We start from the raw sequence: 17,429 nt of genomic DNA on the forward strand, positions 1-17,429 counted from the left end.
AGTTATAGGAAAATCCATGAATCCCGTTATTCAAGAAGTCACAGACCGAATTATTCAGCGCAGTCAAGATTCGCGTAAAAGTTATTTAGATAAAATTGAAAGTGCGCGTTTGCAAGGTCCTCATCGTGGGGTGTTGTCTTGTGGTAACTTAGCACATGGATTTGCTGCTTGTGGCTCAGAAGAAAAAGCCGACTTGCGCAGTATGACCAAAGCCAATATCGCTATTGTGTCTTCGTATAATGATATGTTGTCTGCACATCAACCTTATGAAAGTTATCCTGCGAGATTAAAACAGGCAATCAGTGCCGTGGGCAGTGTCGCTCAATTTGCTGGTGGTGTACCGGCTATGTGTGACGGTGTGACCCAAGGCACCCCAGGCATGGATTTAAGCCTGATGAGCCGCGACATTATCGCAATGGCCACTGCAGTCTCACTTTCCCATAATATGTTTGACGGTACCTTGATGTTAGGTATTTGCGACAAAATTGTACCTGGCTTATTGATGGGTGGATTGAGTTTTGGGCATTTACCTACAGTCTTTGTTCCAGCTGGGCCTATGCCTTCTGGTATTCCTAATAAAGAGAAAGCCCGTGTTCGCCAGCTGTATGCACAAGGCAAAGTAGGCCGTGAAGAGTTATTAGACGCCGAGTCTAAGTCTTATCATTCGGCTGGTACTTGTACGTTCTACGGCACCGCAAACAGTAACCAGTTGGTAGTCGAAATAATGGGGTTACACTTACCAGGATCATCTTTTGTGAATCCAGGTACGCCATTAAGAGATGCATTAACCGATGCTGCAGCGCGACAAGTGACGCGTATCACCGATTTAGGCAGTGAGTATCGCCCAATAGGGCATATAGTGGATGCTAAAGCGATAGTGAATGGTTTGGTAGGGTTACTGGCCACAGGTGGCTCAACTAACCACACTATGCATTTGGTCGCGGTAGCGAAAGCTGCTGGCATTATCATTAATTGGGATGACTTTGCTGATATCTCCAAAGCTGTTCCTTTGTTAACTCGCATTTATCCTAACGGCTCGGCTGATATTAATCACTTTACCGCAGCAGGCGGAATGGCATTGTTGATCAGGGAGTTGTTAGAGAATGGTTTATTGCACAATGACGTGAACACCATCTGTGGCGAAGGTTTGGAGCAATATACTAAGGAGCCTATTTTAGAAAATGGTGAACTGGTATGGCGTGACGGTCCTACAGAATCGTTTGATAAACAAGTTGTCGCCAGTGTGAGTGAGCCATTTAAGATAGACGGTGGTTTATCTGTATTGAGTGGTAACTTGGGCCGTGCAGTAATGAAAACCTCTGCATTGCGAGAGCCTCATTGTAAAATTAAAGCGCCGGCTGTGGTATTTGAAGATCAGTTTGAATTACATGCGGCATTTAAAGCTGGTGAGCTAGATAAAGATTGTGTGGTAGTGGTGCGCTTTCAAGGGCCGTCTGCCATTGGAATGCCTGAGCTACACAGCTTAACGCCACCACTAGCGGTATTACAGGATCGCGGCTTTCATGTGGCATTAGTGACCGATGGACGTATGTCTGGCGCTTCGGGTAAAGTGCCCGCAGCTATTCATGTCACACCAGAAGCGACCAAGGGCGGGATTTTATCTAAAATACAAACTGGTGATCTGATTGAATTGAACACTCAAACAGGTGCGATGGATGTGTTAATTAGTGAACAAGACTTAGCGAATAGAGAAGCTAAAGTGACTGATGTAGCTAAACACCAAATTGGTATGGGCCGAGAAATGTTTGCCGGTATGCGTACGACCCTAACCGGTGCTGAGCAAGGTGCCTGTTCATTGTTTTTTGGTCAGGATTAATAACATGGCTAGGTTTGTAGCAGATGTTGGTGGTACTAATATTCGTTTGGCTTTGATTGAAAACGGGTCATTAAGCCATATCAAAAAATATCTATGTAGCAACTATAAAACCATTAATATGGCTATTGAAGCATATATAGCTGAATTCCCAGATTTAGAATTTACAGCCGGGTGTCTAGGCGTGGCTTGCCCTGTGACGGGTGATTTAGTGTCAATGACTAACAATCACTGGCAATTTTCAATTTCCCAACTTAAAACCGAATTAGGTTTGCACTGGTTGGGAGTGATCAATGATTTCACCGCAGTTGCTCATGCAGTTACAGTGTTAACGAATCAACAAAAAGAACAAGTTGGACAAGGGCAATCTGTCGACTTAGACAACATTGCCGTGTTTGGTCCTGGCACTGGGTTAGGGGTCAAACACTTAACTCATACTGCCGATGGTTGGTTGGCGTTAGACGGTGAGGGCGGCCATGTAGACTTTGCGCCAATAGATGAGATAGATATCGCTATTTGGCAATTTCTAACTGATAAGATGGGACATGCCTCTGCAGAAGAAGTCATGTCTGGTCGTGGTTTAGTGCATATCTATCAAGCCATTGCGAAACACAAAAATCTATCGGCACCTTTGGATGATCCAGCTGATATCACTGAACGAGCTCTTGATGGTAGTTGCGCCTTAAGCGTGGCTACTTTGAACCAATTCTGCAAAATCTTGGGTAGCTTTGCAGGAAACCTTGCCCTTAATTTAGGGACACGTGGTGGCGTGTATATTGGAGGTGGCATTGCCCCCCGTTTCACCAATTTTATTAAACAAAGTGATTTTCGGAAACGTTTTGAGGCCAAAGGTCGATTTCGTGACTACGTAGCTGGCATCCCGACTTTCATTATTACCGAGCCTGATCATGGTTTGATTGGTGCTATGGCTTATTTAAATCAAAATTGTAAAGGTTAAATGCAATGACTAAGAATTGGAAAATGACATCAGAAGAAATATTCAGCCAAGGGCCGGTTGTGCCTGTATTGGTAATAAAAGATGTTGAACATGCTGTACCTTTGGCGAAAGCACTTATCGCTGGTGGTATTCGTGTTTTAGAAGTGACATTGCGCACTGAAGCCGCGTTAGAAGTAATTGCTAAGATTGCCAAAGAAGTGCCGGAAGCAATCATAGGTGCTGGAACGGTGACAAATCGTGAACAGTTGCAACAAGTTATAGATGCGGGTGCTAAGTTTGCTATTAGCCCTGGATTAACAACTGATTTGTTAAAGGCTGGAAATGAAGGCAATATTGCCTTGATCCCGGGGATTTCATCAATTTCAGAATTGATGACCGCTGTTGATCATGGCTATACACATTTGAAATTCTTCCCTGCGGAAGCTTCAGGTGGTGTGAAAGCCCTGAAAGCTATTGGTGGTCCATTCCCTGATATTAAGTTTTGCCCTACAGGCGGTATTAGCCCAAGTAACTATAATGATTATTTAGCGTTGCCTAGTGTGCGTTGTGCTGGTGGTTCTTGGTTAGCGCCAGAAGACGCGATGGTTAACGGAGAGTGGGATAAAATTACTGAGCTTGCTAAACAGGCGGTTGCAGGCGCCAAATAGAAATGTTTTGACACTGAAATAAAAAAGTCGCTTAAGCGACTTTTTTATTGTCTATGAATTACTGATACCGTTAAAGATAGAAAAACAAGCGCTATTGAAGCAATTTATTCCACGGCAATAGTTGCTTTAATTATTGAAATTTCTTCGCTGACTTTGCCGCTTCTCGAGCCAAGCTTTTCCATTTTTTCAAGGACTTCTAAACCTTGAGTAACCTCACCGAAAATTGTGTGTTTACCATCTAACCAAGGTGTTGCCGCAAAAGTGATGAAAAACTGGCTGCCATCAGTGTCGGGTCCAGAATTTGCCATACTCAGCAATCCACCTTTAATATGTTTGATTGCATCACTAAACTCACCGGCATATTTGTAACCGGGATTGCCGCGTCCGGTCCCCAAAGGATCTCCACCTTGAGCCATAAAACCAGGAATAACACGATGGAATATAGTGTTGTCGTAAAATCCTAGGGAGGTTAAATATAAAGTGCTAGACACGTGTTTAGGGGCAATATCGGGCATTAATTCAATGCTAATGTCACCGTGACTTGTGGTTAAATTCCAAATATAGGTTTTGTCGGGGTTAAAAGTGAATTCGGGGGGCTGAGGTAAAGAGGTTTTCCAATCTTCTTGAGTTTTATCAATCTGCTGCTGGCTAATAAATTTCTCAGTTTGTTTGATTGCTTGGTCTTGGAATAAATCGCAACCGTAAAACAGTATGCTAATAAAAATGGCTGTGTAAATTAGGGGTTGCCGAAACAAGTTTGGATGCATAGTTGACCTATTGATTAAAGTACTCATCGCCATAGCTTAAACATTTTGCAGGGCTGTGGGAAGTTGAAATTTGATGTTCCAAAAAACAACTTTAATACCAATTCACCTTAACAATTAGTCATTGGTGTTCTCCCTTTGGGCGAGGTTTAAAAGCACCTACTCTGCGTTGCTCGAACTTACAATAGAATAACTATTGCTTCATTCGAGCGCCTTGATTAGGTGATTTTAAATCTCGCTGAGCGATCAATTGTTAGGATGGATTGGTATAACCATAAAGTGAGTAGTCAAACTTGAAACTGGCAAACCTTTATTGACCTAAAATTGGTTGTGTCTAAAGGGGTAAAACAAACACTTTGGAGTTACGCTGAAAATTATATAGCTCTTTCTTTTTATCAGGTAAGTCATCTAAACTGGCTCGAACAAAACCTTGCTCTTGAAACCAATGCGAAGTGACGGTTGTGAGTACAAAGATCGACTGCAAACCTTGAGCACGTGCTTGTCGTTTGATTGAGTCTAAGAGTCGCTCACCTCGGTTACCGCCTCGATAATCGTAATGGGTTGCAACGCAGGCTAGCTCTCCCATTCTTTCTTCTGCGTATGGATAGAGAGCGGCACACGCGATAGTCATACCGTCACGTTCAATCAAAGCAAATTGGGTGATTTCTTGCTCTAGGTGTTCCCGCGAGCGTTTTACCAAAATACCTTTTTCTTCTAAAGGTTTAATTAGTTTAAGAATGCCACCCACATCTTCAATGTTAGCTTGGCGAAGCTGTTCGTAAGAGGTTTGTGACACCAATGAGCCCGCACCATCACGGGTAAATAACTCTTGTAGCAAGGCACCGTCTTGGCGGTAACTGACTGTATGACAGCGGCTAATTCCTGCTTGCAAACTAGAGACTATAGCTTGTAGTGATTGTTTTTCAGAAGCGTAAAATGGCTCTTCTAACATAGTGTAGAGTTCGTCCAATTCTAAATTCCGTAGCAAACGTCCGTCTTTACTGACAATACCGTCTTGATAATTAAATAGTATTAACTTATCGGCTTTGAGAGCAATGGCGGCTTTGGTTGCCACGTCTTCATGAGACAAATTAAACACTTCCCCAGTTGATGAATATCCCATTGGAGATAACAACACTATGGAGCCGTCGTTAAGGTGGTCGTTGATACCATCGACATCGATACGTCGCACTACACCAGTATTTTCGAAATCCACACCATCTCGCACACCTACGGGCATTGCCACCACTAAATTACCAGAACAAACTCGAATATGGGCGCCGTGCATAGGTGAGTTAGCCAGTCCCATGGTTAATAATGCTTCGACTTGGGCTCGCACTGAACCCGCCGCATCTTTCACGCATTCAAGGGTTTGTTTGTCGGTAATACGGATTTCTTGATGAAACCGAGTGGGCAAGTTTCGTAAGGCTACTCGTTGATCAATTTGTGGCCGCGCACCATGTACTAACACTAAACGTACCCCCAAGCTATTTAACAAAGCAATATCGTGAATGATATTCGCAAAGTTGGCTTCTTCAATAGCTTCACCACCAAACATTAAAACGAAGGTTTTACCCCTATGAGCATTGATGTAAGGCGCAGAATTACGAATGATTTTTACGCTGTCGATATGTGAAACGACCACAATTTGTCCTTATTTACTTTGAGCTAGTTCAGCGTTTAAGGCTGCAGTAACGGGTTCGATACCGGTGCCACCTAAAATGTTACGTTTATCTACTAAATATTCGAGTTGTAATATTTCGTAGACATCGTCTTCAATTAAGTCTGAATATTGTTTTAGTTCAGCCACAGTCATTTCTTCAATGGCTTTTTTCTGTTCTAACGCTGCCAGTACCACTTGACCAGAAATATCGTGAGCCGTTCTAAAGGGGATACCTTTTGCGACAAGGTAGTCCGCTAATTCAGTTGCATTGGCATAACCTTCGCGAGCGGCTTTGGCGCAACGCTCAGAGTCTAACTGAATACTATCTACCACTTCGCAAGCGATACATAAGCAGATATGCCACTGAGTGACCGCATCAAGTAAACCTTCTTTGTCTTCTTGCATATCTTTGTTATAGGCAAGAGGCAAACCTTTCATGGTAACCAACATGCCCTGCAAACTGCCGAATACGCGACCACATTTACCACGCATCAATTCTAGCGCATCAGGGTTTTTCTTTTGTGGCATCAATGAAGATCCAGAAGTCACCTCATCACCTAAGGTAATAAAGCCCGCTTCACCCGAGTTGAAGAAAATTAAGTCTTCCGCCATACGTGACATATGCATCATGCTAGTACTGGCTACAAACAATAATTCTAATACAAAATCACGGTCAGACACGGCATCTAAACTGTTCAAACAGGGGCTATCAAACCCCAACTCGCTGGCAATTTCAAAGCGATCGATTGGGTAGGTCGTACCGGCCAATGCGCCACAGCCTAAAGGCGACTGATTTAGACGCACTCTTAAGTCTTTTAGTCGACTGATGTCACGTTTAAACATTTCCACGTAGGCCAAACACCAATGTGGATAACGAACCGGTTGGGCTCGTTGTAAATGTGTGTAACCTGGTAAAATAACCTTTTTGTTATTGTTTGCGGTGGCCACCAAAGACGTTTTAACGTTTTCTAAGTCTGCGATTAACAGATCAATATGTTCACGTGTCCAGAGTTTAAAGTCGGTAGCCACTTGGTCATTTCGGCTACGACCAGTGTGTAACTTACGGGCAATATCACCAAGTTGTTCTATTAAAGTGGCTTCGACAAAACTATGGATGTCTTCTTCGCTACTGGCATCAAAGTCTAAGGTGCCTGCTTCTGCTTTAACCAATAAGGCTTGTAGCGCATCCTCAAGCTGTTGCTGCTCGTTTTGCGTCAATACACCTGCTTTGTAGATAGCTTTGGACCAAGCAATTGAACCACGAATATCTTGGCTTGCAAGTGCACGGTCGAAGGGTAACGAATCATTTACCCTTCTAAACATGGCGCTGCTGCCGTCTTGAAAACGTCCGCCCCACAAACTCATTATTCGATACCTGTGTTTTTGTAAGCTAACCCACGTTTATTTAGCGCATCAATGCGACTAGACAAACTGAATAAACGAATAAAACCTTCTGCATGGCGTTGGTCGTAAACATCGTCAGCACCGAAGGTGGCAAAATCTTCAGAATAAAGACTATTGGGTGAACTTCTTTGGGTTACTGTGGCTTGACCTTTATAAAGTTTTACTACAATTTCGCCCGTCACTTTTTGTGCGAAGCTTGCGGCACCGGCTAACAATGCATCGTTTAGTGCAGTAAACCAACGTCCGTCATACATAACGTGAGAATATTCTAAGCCAATTTGCTCACGGTATTTAAGTGAAGCTTTATCGAGAACTAAACACTCTAGTGCTTTATAGGCTTTCATCATCACTGTACCGCCGGGAGTTTCATAACAACCACGAGACTTCATGCCTACTAAACGGTTTTCCACAATATCAATTCGACCCACGCCATGAGCGGCGGCAATGCTGTTTAGTTTCATCAATACGCCATATGGGGTTAAGGTTTCCCCATTTACTTTAGTGAGTTTGCCTTCTTCAAAGCTTAGTTGTACACGTTCTGCTTCGTCTGGAGCATCTTCAGGATCAACCGTCATGGTCCAAATTTGTTTAGTAGGTTCACACCAAGGATCTTCTAACTCTCCCCCTTCATGGGAGATATGCCATGCATTAGCATCACGGCTATAAATTTTAGTGACCGACGCTGTGGTTTCAATTTCACGCTCGGCTAAATAGTTTAGTAGGTCTTCACGAGATACCATATCCCACTCGCGCCATGGCGCAATGACTGTAAGTTCTGGTGCGAGGGCGGCAAACGTGCCCTCAAAACGTACTTGGTCATTACCTTTACCAGTACAACCATGACAAAGCGCATCGGCTCCGATGCTAAGAGCTAGTTCAACTTGTGCCTTAGCAATGATAGGTCTAGCCATTGAGGTGCCAAGTAAATATTCACCTTCGTACACCGCACCAGTAGTAATGGTGGGGTAAATGTAATCAGAAACAAATTGTTCTTTTAAATCGACTATGTAGCATTCGCTGGCGCCAGTTTTTAAGGCCTTTTCGCGCAATCCAACTAGTTCTTCGTCACCTTGACCGACATCTGCAGCAAAGGCGATAACTTCGCACTTGTAGTTTTCGATTAACCACGGAATGATCGCCGAAGTATCTAATCCGCCTGAGTATGCTAATACCACCTTTTTGATGGGTTTATTTTTTGCAATTGCCATGATGTTTCCTATCTTTAATTTTTTCAATAAGGGATGAACGACTCACCCTTTACCCATTATTTGTTTTTTCAATTCGTTTAATGCTAGTTACTAGTTTCGAGGTTCAAAGTCTTTCGCTAGAAGTTCGACCATAACCGCGTTTTGACCGTGCATTCTATTTTCAGCTTGTTGCATTAACAAGGATTGTTCGCCGTCAATTAAGCTGCCGCTGATTTCTAAATCTCTATGGGCTGGTTGACAATGCATGACGTAGTCCGCGCCGGTTTTTTTCATTAATTCTTCGGTAATTTCGTAACCAGAAAAGGTGTCTTTGATTTCAGCCAGAGGTGTGTCATCACCCATGGATAACCAGGTATCTGTATACAAAACTTGCGCGCCTATGGCTGCATTGATATCGGTACTGACAGTTAACTTACCACCGTATTGTGTCGCACGTTGCTCAGTTAACTCGACTATCTTAGGATCCACTTCGTATCCTTTAGGCGTAATTACTATGACTTCGCACCCAAGGGCCACGCCGACTAACATCAGTGAATGTGTAACGTTGTTGCCGTCACCGATATACGCTAACTTCACTTTGCTCAAATCATCGTAATGTTCGCTAACAGTTAGGTAATCCGCCACGGCTTGGCACGGGTGGTAAATATCACACAGAGCATTGATTACAGGTACTTTGGCTGACTCAGCCAATTGTTCTAAAGTGCTGTGGGCAAATACTCGGGAGACAATAGCGTCGGCCCAGCAAGCTAAATTAGCCCCCATATCTTTTACGTCTTCTCTGCCAGCCAATTTATTTGATTGGCTATCGAGATATACCATATGGCCACCTAGTTTATTGATACCAATATCAAAACTGACTCGGGTACGTAGTGAAGGCTTCTCAAACAAGGCAACTATCGACTTGCCATCTAGAGCAGTACGATATCCCGCAGGATTATTTTTTATGGTTTTAGCCAAGGCTAATAAACTGTGTAATTGGTCTGCGGTCCAATCTTTAAATGAAAGAAGATCTTGTTTCATAATCAAGCCTTGTTAGTCGGTGTATTTGTTTGGGGGGAGATTTTGCTGCCTATTGCTTGTTGTTGCAACAAACCTAGCAGCTTTTCTGAATCTTTCCAGCTGGCAATAGTCACGCTTTGACCTAAGCTATTAGCCGCCGTCAATGCTGCATTAACTTTGACTATCATACCATCACGGATCACGTTTTGTGTAATGAGCGCCTCTATTTGCTCGGCATCTAATTGAGTAATCAGATTTTTATTGACATCTAATACGCCTGGCACGTCAGACAATAGCAGTAATTCAGCATCCAATAATTGCGCTATAACTGTGGCAGCTTGGTCTGCATTGACATTAAGTAGGTTTCCGTCACTATCCGCTCCTATTGAACTAATAATAGGTAACATATGTGTGGCGGCTAACGCTTTTAACAAAGTTGCATCACCCGCTTCAACCGAACCGACAGCTCCTAGCTCTTCACGCATAATTCTTGCTTTACACATTTTTCCGTCTAACAAACTGAGTCCAACTGGGCTGATGCCAGCTTTGATGGCTAATCCGCAAAGCTGTTTATTGGCAGTGCCTGCAAGAGCGCCCGTTATGTAAGGCATATGCTCTTTTGGAGTGACCCTTAAACCATCGATTTTTTGACTGCTAAGATTAAGTGCAAACAATAATTCTTCCACCATGGCACCACCACCGTGAACCAACACTACAATGTAACTCTGCTGAAGTTCGCGGATAGTGGTTAGTAATGCCAGAGCAGAATCCTCTGCCTGCATAAATGCGCCACCCACTTTGACGACCAAAATATTTTTATTACTCATTGTTAATTCACCAATCCCATATGTGAGTCAAAACCAAAACGTAAATTAGCACATTGCAATGCTTGTGAGGCTGCGCCTTTTAATAAATTATCTATGGCACTAGTAACCACCAAATAGCCGGTTTTATTGTCCAATTTCCAAAACAGGTCACAGTATGGTGTACCCACTACATCATCTATTTTAGGCCAAGTGTTTCTGAGCCTTATAATTGGATTGTCTTGGTAAGCCTGTTGATACGCCTCTGCTATTTGTTGTTCTGTTACGTTATTTGCAGTTTTAATGGTAATGGTTGCCAAAATGCCACGTTTGAAATTACCTAAATGAGGAGTGAAAATGACCTCTGTACCTAAATAATCGGCAATTTCCGGTTGATGTCTGTGGCCTAAAACTCCATAAGCATGCAAGCTTACTTCCGTAAAGCTACTGTTTAATGAAGCCTTTCTGCCAGCCCCAGACACACCGGATACTGCGTTAATAATAGGGAAGTGAGTGGAGTCAATTAATCCATTTAGTTGCAAAGGTTTAAGGGCTGTTAGAGAGGCGGTCGGGTAACAACCTGGTACAGCAACTAAGTTGGCGCAACTGATTTGTTCTTGGTGCCAATCTGCTAAGCCGTATACGGCTTGTTCTAATAACTTTTCGGCGAGATGTTCAAAGCCATAGTAGTCAGCGAATTTGTTTTTATCTTTGATCCTAAAAGCCCCAGATAAATCCATTACGACGGCTTTTTTTCCACATAATGCGTCCATCCATTTATGACTGGTTTCGTGCGGAGTGGCTAAAAATATCAAGTCAAAGTTCTCAGCTAAGGCTGATAAATTGTCTTCGTCTATTGGCTGAAGCGGTAACTTAATCGAGTTAAAAAACTGCGGATGAATCTCACCTAATGGTTTCCATGCATCAGCACTATTGGCAGATACATATAAAGCGGCTAATTCAAATTGACTGTGGCTTTGAATTAATGCGGCTAACTCAGTGCCAGTATAGCCACTGGCTCCGATAATACAGGTTTTGATCATTGGAAATTTCTCTAAGGGCTCAATGTGAGCATTGTACTAAATTATGAGGGTAAAAATAAAAAGCACTCTTTGCTCAAACAGTTAGTTTAAAGCAAAGAGTGAGCTATACGCTACAGCATCGACTACCGTCGAAACAACAAGCTGGCGAAGCTAGGCAGGGAAATAAACTGAGATATAAATAGGTACATATACGTTATCTAACCAAAACAAGTTAAAGTAATAAGTGTCTTCAATAATCGACGTTTACGTTAAGTCGATTTTGATTGGCCTATATAATGTCATGTGTTATATATTTATGCAATAAAAGTGAATAATTATTTAGTTGGGTGTTTATGCCAAATTTATCTTTCTTAGAACACTATGAAGAAATCATTAAGTGCCCGTCAATTAGCGCATTTGATGAAAAAATTGATCAATCAAATGAGCCGTTGATAGCCTTGCTGTCGGGTTGGTTTAGCGATCTAGGGTTTACCATAACTATTCAAAAAGTACCTAGTACTCGGAACAAATTTAACATGTTAGCCAAAATAGGCAGTGGTGAAGGTGGATTGCTACTTTGTGGTCACTCAGACACAGTGCCTTTTGATGAAGGGGCTTGGCAATCTGATCCATTCAAAGTCAAACAAACGGATGGAAAATTATTTGGCTTAGGTAGCTGTGACATGAAAGGTTTTTTTGCGTTTATTCTCGAGGCATTAAAAACTATTCCGCTCAGTAAGTTGAAAAAACCTTTGTATGTGCTCGCCACCGCTGACGAAGAAACGTCAATGGCGGGGGCGCGGTTTTTTGCCGAGCAACAATTAATACAGCCTAATATGGCGATTATTGGTGAGCCAACAGAACTCGTTCCAATTTATAAACATAAAGGGCATATAGCCCAAAGTTTAAATATTCAAGGAAAAGCAGGACACTCTAGCGACCCTGACAAAGGGGTGAATGCCATTGAAATCATGTATCAGGCGATTGGTCAGCTAATGGATTTACAAAGCCAACTAAAAGCCAAGTTTCATGACGAGGCTTTTAGTGTGCCCCATGTCACTATGAATTTAGGGCATATTCACGGTGGCGACGGTGAAAACCGAATTTGTGGGCACTGTAAGCTTAACTTTGACTTGCGCGCCGTACCAGAATTGAGCGATGAGCAAGCGCTAGCATTAATTGACGAAGCATTAGCGCCAGTAAAAAACAAATATCCGAATCGCTTAAGTTTGGATTTGATGTATCCAACAGCCCCTGCTTTTGCGTGCCGAGATGAACAAAATATTCTAGCGCTAGCTGAACAACTTACAGGTAAAAAATTTCAAAGTGCCAACTACGCTACTGAAGCCCCATTTATTAATCAACTAGGCTGCGACACTATTGTTTTAGGGCCGGGTAGTATTAATCAAGCTCATCAACCTGACGAATATATTTCGTTGGACTACGTTAATCCAACGGTGCATATTTTACAGCAGATGATTTACAAAGTGTGTTGCTAACCCTGCTCGTTAATTGAATGTTAGATTTATTAATATAAGGTTTGATACAAAATGCAAAAAACTATCGCTTTGGTTGCCCATGATCATAAAAAGCCCGATTTAATTAAGTGGTCTTTGGTGCATAAAGCCGAGTTGAGTAAACATAAATTAGTCGCCACCGGTACCACTGGTGGTTTGTTACAAAAAGAATTAGGACTTGCAATCCACTGTTTCAAAAGTGGTCCGTTAGGAGGGGACCAGCAAATAGGCGCACTAATCGCAGAAGGAAAGTTAGATTGTTTGATATTTTTTTGGGATCCTCTTAATCCGGCTCCCCATGATCCTGACGTCAAAGCATTACTAAGGTTGTGCTCGGTGTGGAATGTACCCGTTGCTTGTAATGTGTCGACAGCAGATATGCTAATGACTTCAACTGCGTTTACCGGAGAAGAATATCAGCGCGAAATTCCAAATTTGTAAAAGCATAGAATACCACTGAGCTTTAATAAATAGGGGCTCAGTGGCATTTACAATTTTACTCTACTGGTCGGACAGTTAACAGATGATTCAAGGCCGAAATGATGAACGTTGTGCTATGGGCTGGAGATTGTTGATAAAAACGCTCCCACGCATGACTTTTATGTTCATCATAGTGCTGTTGCCTTTCTGGAAATTCCTCAACGTAAGCTAGATTGACCGCATGGCCGATAGTTACGTCAATTACAATGGCTTCCTCCACTTTCAAACTAGGATTTTGTTTGAAGAAACTAGCTAAGGCGGTGAATGTTTCAATGGTGAGTTGACGATACTCAGCAGAGTGAATATTGTTGAGCATATGTTCGATTAACAATGCGAATGCTTGCTCTCCTTCGGTCATATCGCTCAACACTAAGTCACTACTAAGTCGATTACGTTTATCCATTTTGTTGCCAATAACTAGTCCGCTAGTGTGTTTTAAAACACTCCAAATTTGAGCTAAGAAGTCTGCAGACCGACGGTCGAGTATGCCTTGGTGTTGGCGCCACGCTAGCCAACCATCATTAGGTGTTTTTAGTTGCTCTAACCCCAAGTTTTGCTGCCAATTAAGTTCTTCAATATTACCTTGGGCATGCAGCGCTTCGAGTTTTTGAGGAAGATCTGCTAGGGTTTGATAGTTCTCTAATACTGCCTCTAAGCGTGATTGAATTTCAGAAGGAGGCATATCCATCAATAATTCATAGGCCTCGTCTGATGTGGTGTTTTTAGCTCTAGTAATTTGACTGGTGAGCAACACAATCAACAGACTCACTCGTAATGTTAATAGTTCGCGGAATAATTCAGGTCTAGCTTTAATTAATAGGCCTAGATACAACAATACTTCTTGAGTAAGGATTTGGTCTCGTACATCTTCACGGCAAAATTGCACGATCCGCTGCATCAATTCTTCGTCAGTTAACGGTCGTGTGATCAAGGACTCATCATGATAGGAACGACCCACTTGGATAAATTTCTGAGCAACAAGTAAATCACCGACAGCTAAGCCAATGTCACCATCAATTTTACCAAGTAACCCTGCCGCTTGACGCAATACTGACCAAAGTCGCAATCGTCCTGCTTGAGCATACACCTCTTCAATTAAATCATGCAAACTTCGTCGTTGGTTATGAAGTGGAATTGCAGAATCAATGGCTTGCAGTTCGACTAACTTTGTTAATAACGCTATTTGTTGATATAGGTTCGTGGCTTCAGCCAATTTCCCTTGTAACAGACCAACGTCTTTGCTTAACGCAATTTCAAGTTCTTCGCTCGGCGACAATTGTTTGTGTTCGCCCGCTAAGGCCAATACACAAGATTGAGACATGAGGTTGTCTAGTGGTCGTTCCGGCAAGGTGAGATCCTTTAGATACTCAACATGTTCAACCGCGGCAGTGTTGATTAACTGAGCCATAATGTCGTGACGTACAGGAATTGAGTCTACTTCACCGCTGGCTATCTCTTTCATCAGGGCATAAAAGGTGGTGCGATCGGTATCCAATAAGTTGTGAGTTAGCAGGACTGTTACTGTTGGCCTGCCTAACTCTGTCCAATTGCGGTGCAAATATTTGAGTTCTGACTTAAAACGACGCACCAAAAATTCAATATCGTAACTCAGGAAAAAGTCGCGTTGGATGAAAGACGGGGTGAGGCAAATTGCTCTTTGTTTACCCATCATGTATACACGGCTGGTGGTTAAACTCTTTAGTTTTCTGGGAGTACGACCTGATAATCCTAACACTTCACATTTACCGATTTGTGCATGAATACTGGCAATATCTTCTGGGCGATATACCTGTACAGGTGAAATATCCGACAGAGCTTGAGTTGCCACGCCATGGGATTCGAGCTCTTGTTGCAATACGTTATCTTCAGCTAAAAACATAAGCTGGACCACAGGTTTTTTAGGTATTTTGTATTGCCTGCGTCCTAAAGGATCCAAATCCCCCGGTCGTAGCAATCCATCTTCGAGCAAACATCCCAGCAAATATAAACTTTGCGCCCATACCAAAGGCACGTTGTCGTTGGGTTCCCGTTTTTGTGAGCCTGGCTCTAAACGCTCTTGTTCAACACAATCTTCAGTAACAAAATATAATTCAGGTAAGAGTTTCTGGCCATTTTGTTCGACCAATACCGCATCAAGCCGAGCGCGATAATGGGCTATTTGTTGACTATCGTCGCGAAAAATAGCGTCTAAATACAAATAGGTATAAAACAGCGGCCACTCAGATTCGATATGTTCAAACTGCTTCAATTCTTGCTCTTCGTAGTGCAATCTACCTTCATCTTCGAGAGAGGTTTGATGCCCATCCCGCAAAAATCGTTTAAGCCCGTAGTTGCCCTCTAACTTAGTTATGATGTCGTTGCGAACTTTGTCTGCAAGCACTGGGTCGTCAACTGCAAAAGCTGGATACCCAACTATGCTGAGCAAGGCTGCATCAGTTTCTTTGGTATTGGATTCTCGAGGCAACATAGTAGTTAAGGTAATATTAGACTGCGCTATATTGTCAGGAATGACGTGTATAACGCTAGATTGCGAACCTTTTGCACCAAAAAGATTAAAGCCAGATAGCGCTTCTAAGGCAGCTTTAGCCATGCCTAGCGAACTGGCATTTAACTCTACGTTACCACTGTTACTTTTGGCTCCTCGTTCCCAAATACCAAAATCGGGTGTGCGGTAAGCCCGTTCAATGTAATACACTAAATTCTGTACAAAACTGACTTCTTCGTTGGTCCAGATTATTTCTAGTCCAGAGGCAATCATTTGGGTCAGAGTGAGCAGAAATACTGAGGTCGCATCGACTTGTAAATGCCCCCATTCCTCATCGCCCACAACACTGTCGCCAGTGGCCGTATCGTATTTAGCATGTAATGCGTCTATAGGGTGTCGACTCTTCTTAAATTTCTCAACTTTAGCCGACTGCGCCATCATCGAGCGCAATAAAGCACGCATCAACTTAACTGTGCGTTGTTGTAGTTCGAAACCTCGTCCGCCGTCGTCGTCTAAGTTACGATAAGCTAAAGCAAGGCCCCATACGGCCAAAATACTGTAGACATTATCGCGAACCCAGGCATCTTGGTAATTGCCGTGCACGGTCACCGCAGTACTGGCAGGTAGTAGACCCGAGATTGGGTGTTGTTTATCGAGTATGACCGATTGAATTTGGCCATAATATTGCTCAAGACTGGTTCGTAATTCGATGTCTTGCATAATGGCTCCTTATCGCCCAGTAACCTAATCAAGAAAATTCAGCTTAACTAATAGTCTAAATTATTGATCGCTAGTGTAACTGGTAGCCAGAGTTATTTGATGTTTTAGTCAACCTAAGGTTGATTTATTTTGATACAGCGTCAATACAGGTCCTCATTTTTGGACAAATTTAATAAAGTTAGCGCTATCAATAGATAGCGGTGATGCTGGAGACAATGCTTTCTCTAAATTTCATACCAACCAAGAGTACTGCTTTGCAAAAAGACAATTTGCATTGAAAACAGGCCCGTTCTATTAAACTAGGCCTGTATTTCTTTAATCTTTTCACTATTTTAATTTACGTCTCACAGCAAACATTCCGGTCATAGAAAATAACATCAATAAAACTATTGATGGCTCGGATACTGGAGAAACCTGAGCATTAATATCCACACTCAATTCATAGTCATATTCATTGAAAGTATCCATCAATCCTTCACTGCCTCCTAGCGCCAAAGTGTAAAACCCTGCAGTTAAACTGATGCCAGTGAGAAAATCAGGCGCACCTGGTACAAATGGGTCACTGCCCGTTATATAGGTTAGGTCTGTGAAAAAATCAGAAAAATCACCGCTGTTATTAAACGTTATGCCATACTCATTCCCCACAGTACCGCTATATAAACTTAAGCCAAAATCAATGCTTGCGTTAAGTACTATGTCCACTAAAGACGCTTCTGTGACTTCAAATAAAATGTAGTCCAAACCATCACCATATGTATTTTCGAGTAACCATGCTGAATCTCCGGTTACGCTGCCTGCCACATTACCATTTACAGGCAAATCAATGATTGACGCTTGGCTCACACTGGCTGCACCTAACATGGCCACTGCACAGATTGTTCTAAATAAATATTTCATTTCGATTCCTTAGTTAAGCGCACCAACT

General features: G+C 42.5%; 14 protein-coding genes. 5 read left to right on the plus strand and 9 right to left on the minus strand.

What is annotated here, in order from left to right; genetic code table 11:
* Nucleotides 1-16 precede the first annotated feature (16 nt).
* Genes edd through KO534_RS04215 form a run of 3 tightly spaced genes read left to right on the plus strand, consistent with a single transcriptional unit; the run spans nucleotide 17 to nucleotide 3,439 of the window.
* Nucleotides 17-1,837: a phosphogluconate dehydratase gene (edd, locus tag KO534_RS04205; protein WP_215927589.1), complete on the plus strand. Its 1,821-nt coding sequence runs from the start codon at nucleotides 17-19 to the stop codon at nucleotides 1,835-1,837.
* A gap of 4 nt (nucleotides 1,838-1,841) precedes the next feature.
* Nucleotides 1,842-2,792, plus strand: coding sequence for a glucokinase (locus tag KO534_RS04210; protein ID WP_215927591.1), 951 nt, complete (start codon nucleotides 1,842-1,844; stop codon nucleotides 2,790-2,792).
* Nucleotides 2,793-2,797: 5 nt separating this feature from the next.
* Entirely contained in the window at nucleotides 2,798-3,439 is a 642-nt protein-coding gene (locus KO534_RS04215; protein ID WP_215927593.1) for a bifunctional 4-hydroxy-2-oxoglutarate aldolase/2-dehydro-3-deoxy-phosphogluconate aldolase, read from the plus strand.
* 104 nt (nucleotides 3,440-3,543) lie between these two features.
* On the opposite strand, the gene KO534_RS04220 is transcribed toward KO534_RS04215, so the two are convergent.
* From KO534_RS04220 to argC, 7 genes are all read right to left on the minus strand, one after another.
* Nucleotides 3,544-4,233 carry a peptidylprolyl isomerase gene (locus KO534_RS04220; protein ID WP_354667905.1) on the minus strand — a complete coding sequence of 230 codons (690 nt, stop codon included), beginning with the start codon at nucleotides 4,231-4,233 and terminating at the stop codon, nucleotides 3,544-3,546.
* Nucleotides 4,234-4,537: 304 nt separating this feature from the next.
* Nucleotides 4,538-5,848: an amino-acid N-acetyltransferase gene (argA, locus tag KO534_RS04225; protein ID WP_215927595.1), complete on the minus strand. Its 1,311-nt coding sequence runs from the start codon at nucleotides 5,846-5,848 to the stop codon at nucleotides 4,538-4,540.
* 9 nt (nucleotides 5,849-5,857) lie between these two features.
* Nucleotides 5,858-7,231, minus strand: coding sequence for an argininosuccinate lyase (argH, locus tag KO534_RS04230; RefSeq protein WP_215927597.1), 1,374 nt, complete (start codon nucleotides 7,229-7,231; stop codon nucleotides 5,858-5,860).
* Nucleotides 7,231-8,478, minus strand: a complete 1,248-nt coding sequence (locus KO534_RS04235; protein ID WP_215927599.1) for an argininosuccinate synthase — start codon at nucleotides 8,476-8,478, stop codon at nucleotides 7,231-7,233. Before KO534_RS04235 ends, argH begins: the two co-directional genes overlap by 1 nt.
* 90 nt (nucleotides 8,479-8,568) lie before the next feature.
* The gene (locus tag KO534_RS04240; protein WP_215927601.1) at nucleotides 8,569-9,498 is read right to left on the minus strand and encodes an ornithine carbamoyltransferase; all 930 of its coding nucleotides are present in this window, start codon (nucleotides 9,496-9,498) and stop codon (nucleotides 8,569-8,571) included.
* A gap of 2 nt (nucleotides 9,499-9,500) precedes the next feature.
* Nucleotides 9,501-10,304 (minus strand): acetylglutamate kinase, encoded by an 804-nt coding sequence (gene argB / locus KO534_RS04245; RefSeq protein WP_215927603.1) that lies wholly within the window; start codon nucleotides 10,302-10,304, stop codon nucleotides 9,501-9,503.
* A gap of 2 nt (nucleotides 10,305-10,306) precedes the next feature.
* The gene (argC, locus tag KO534_RS04250) at nucleotides 10,307-11,323 is read right to left on the minus strand and encodes an N-acetyl-gamma-glutamyl-phosphate reductase (protein WP_215927605.1); all 1,017 of its coding nucleotides are present in this window, start codon (nucleotides 11,321-11,323) and stop codon (nucleotides 10,307-10,309) included.
* 332 nt (nucleotides 11,324-11,655) lie between these two features.
* Here argC and argE point away from each other — a divergent pair, with 332 nt between their 5' ends.
* Both argE and KO534_RS04260 read left to right on the plus strand, forming a co-directional pair.
* A complete protein-coding gene (argE, locus tag KO534_RS04255) occupies nucleotides 11,656-12,801 on the plus strand; it encodes an acetylornithine deacetylase (RefSeq protein ID WP_215927607.1) in 1,146 nt (381 codons plus the stop codon).
* A 51-nt stretch (nucleotides 12,802-12,852) separates the two neighbouring features.
* Entirely contained in the window at nucleotides 12,853-13,260 is a 408-nt protein-coding gene (locus KO534_RS04260; RefSeq protein ID WP_215927609.1) for a methylglyoxal synthase, read from the plus strand.
* A gap of 55 nt (nucleotides 13,261-13,315) precedes the next feature.
* Here the strand turns inward: KO534_RS04260 and KO534_RS04265 are convergent, their stop codons facing one another.
* Together KO534_RS04265 and KO534_RS04270 are read right to left on the minus strand one after the other, a co-directional pair.
* The gene (locus KO534_RS04265) at nucleotides 13,316-16,504 is read right to left on the minus strand and encodes a glycoside hydrolase family 15 protein (protein ID WP_215927611.1); all 3,189 of its coding nucleotides are present in this window, start codon (nucleotides 16,502-16,504) and stop codon (nucleotides 13,316-13,318) included.
* A 327-nt stretch (nucleotides 16,505-16,831) separates the two neighbouring features.
* Complete coding sequence (locus KO534_RS04270; RefSeq protein ID WP_215927613.1) at nucleotides 16,832-17,401, minus strand: PEP-CTERM sorting domain-containing protein; 570 nt, start codon at nucleotides 17,399-17,401, stop codon at nucleotides 16,832-16,834.
* Between the last annotated feature and the right edge of the window lie 28 nt (nucleotides 17,402-17,429).

Origin of the sequence: Paraglaciecola arctica (genome assembly GCF_018861065.1) — a bacterium.
Lineage (GTDB): Bacteria > Pseudomonadota > Gammaproteobacteria > Enterobacterales > Alteromonadaceae > Paraglaciecola > Paraglaciecola arctica_B.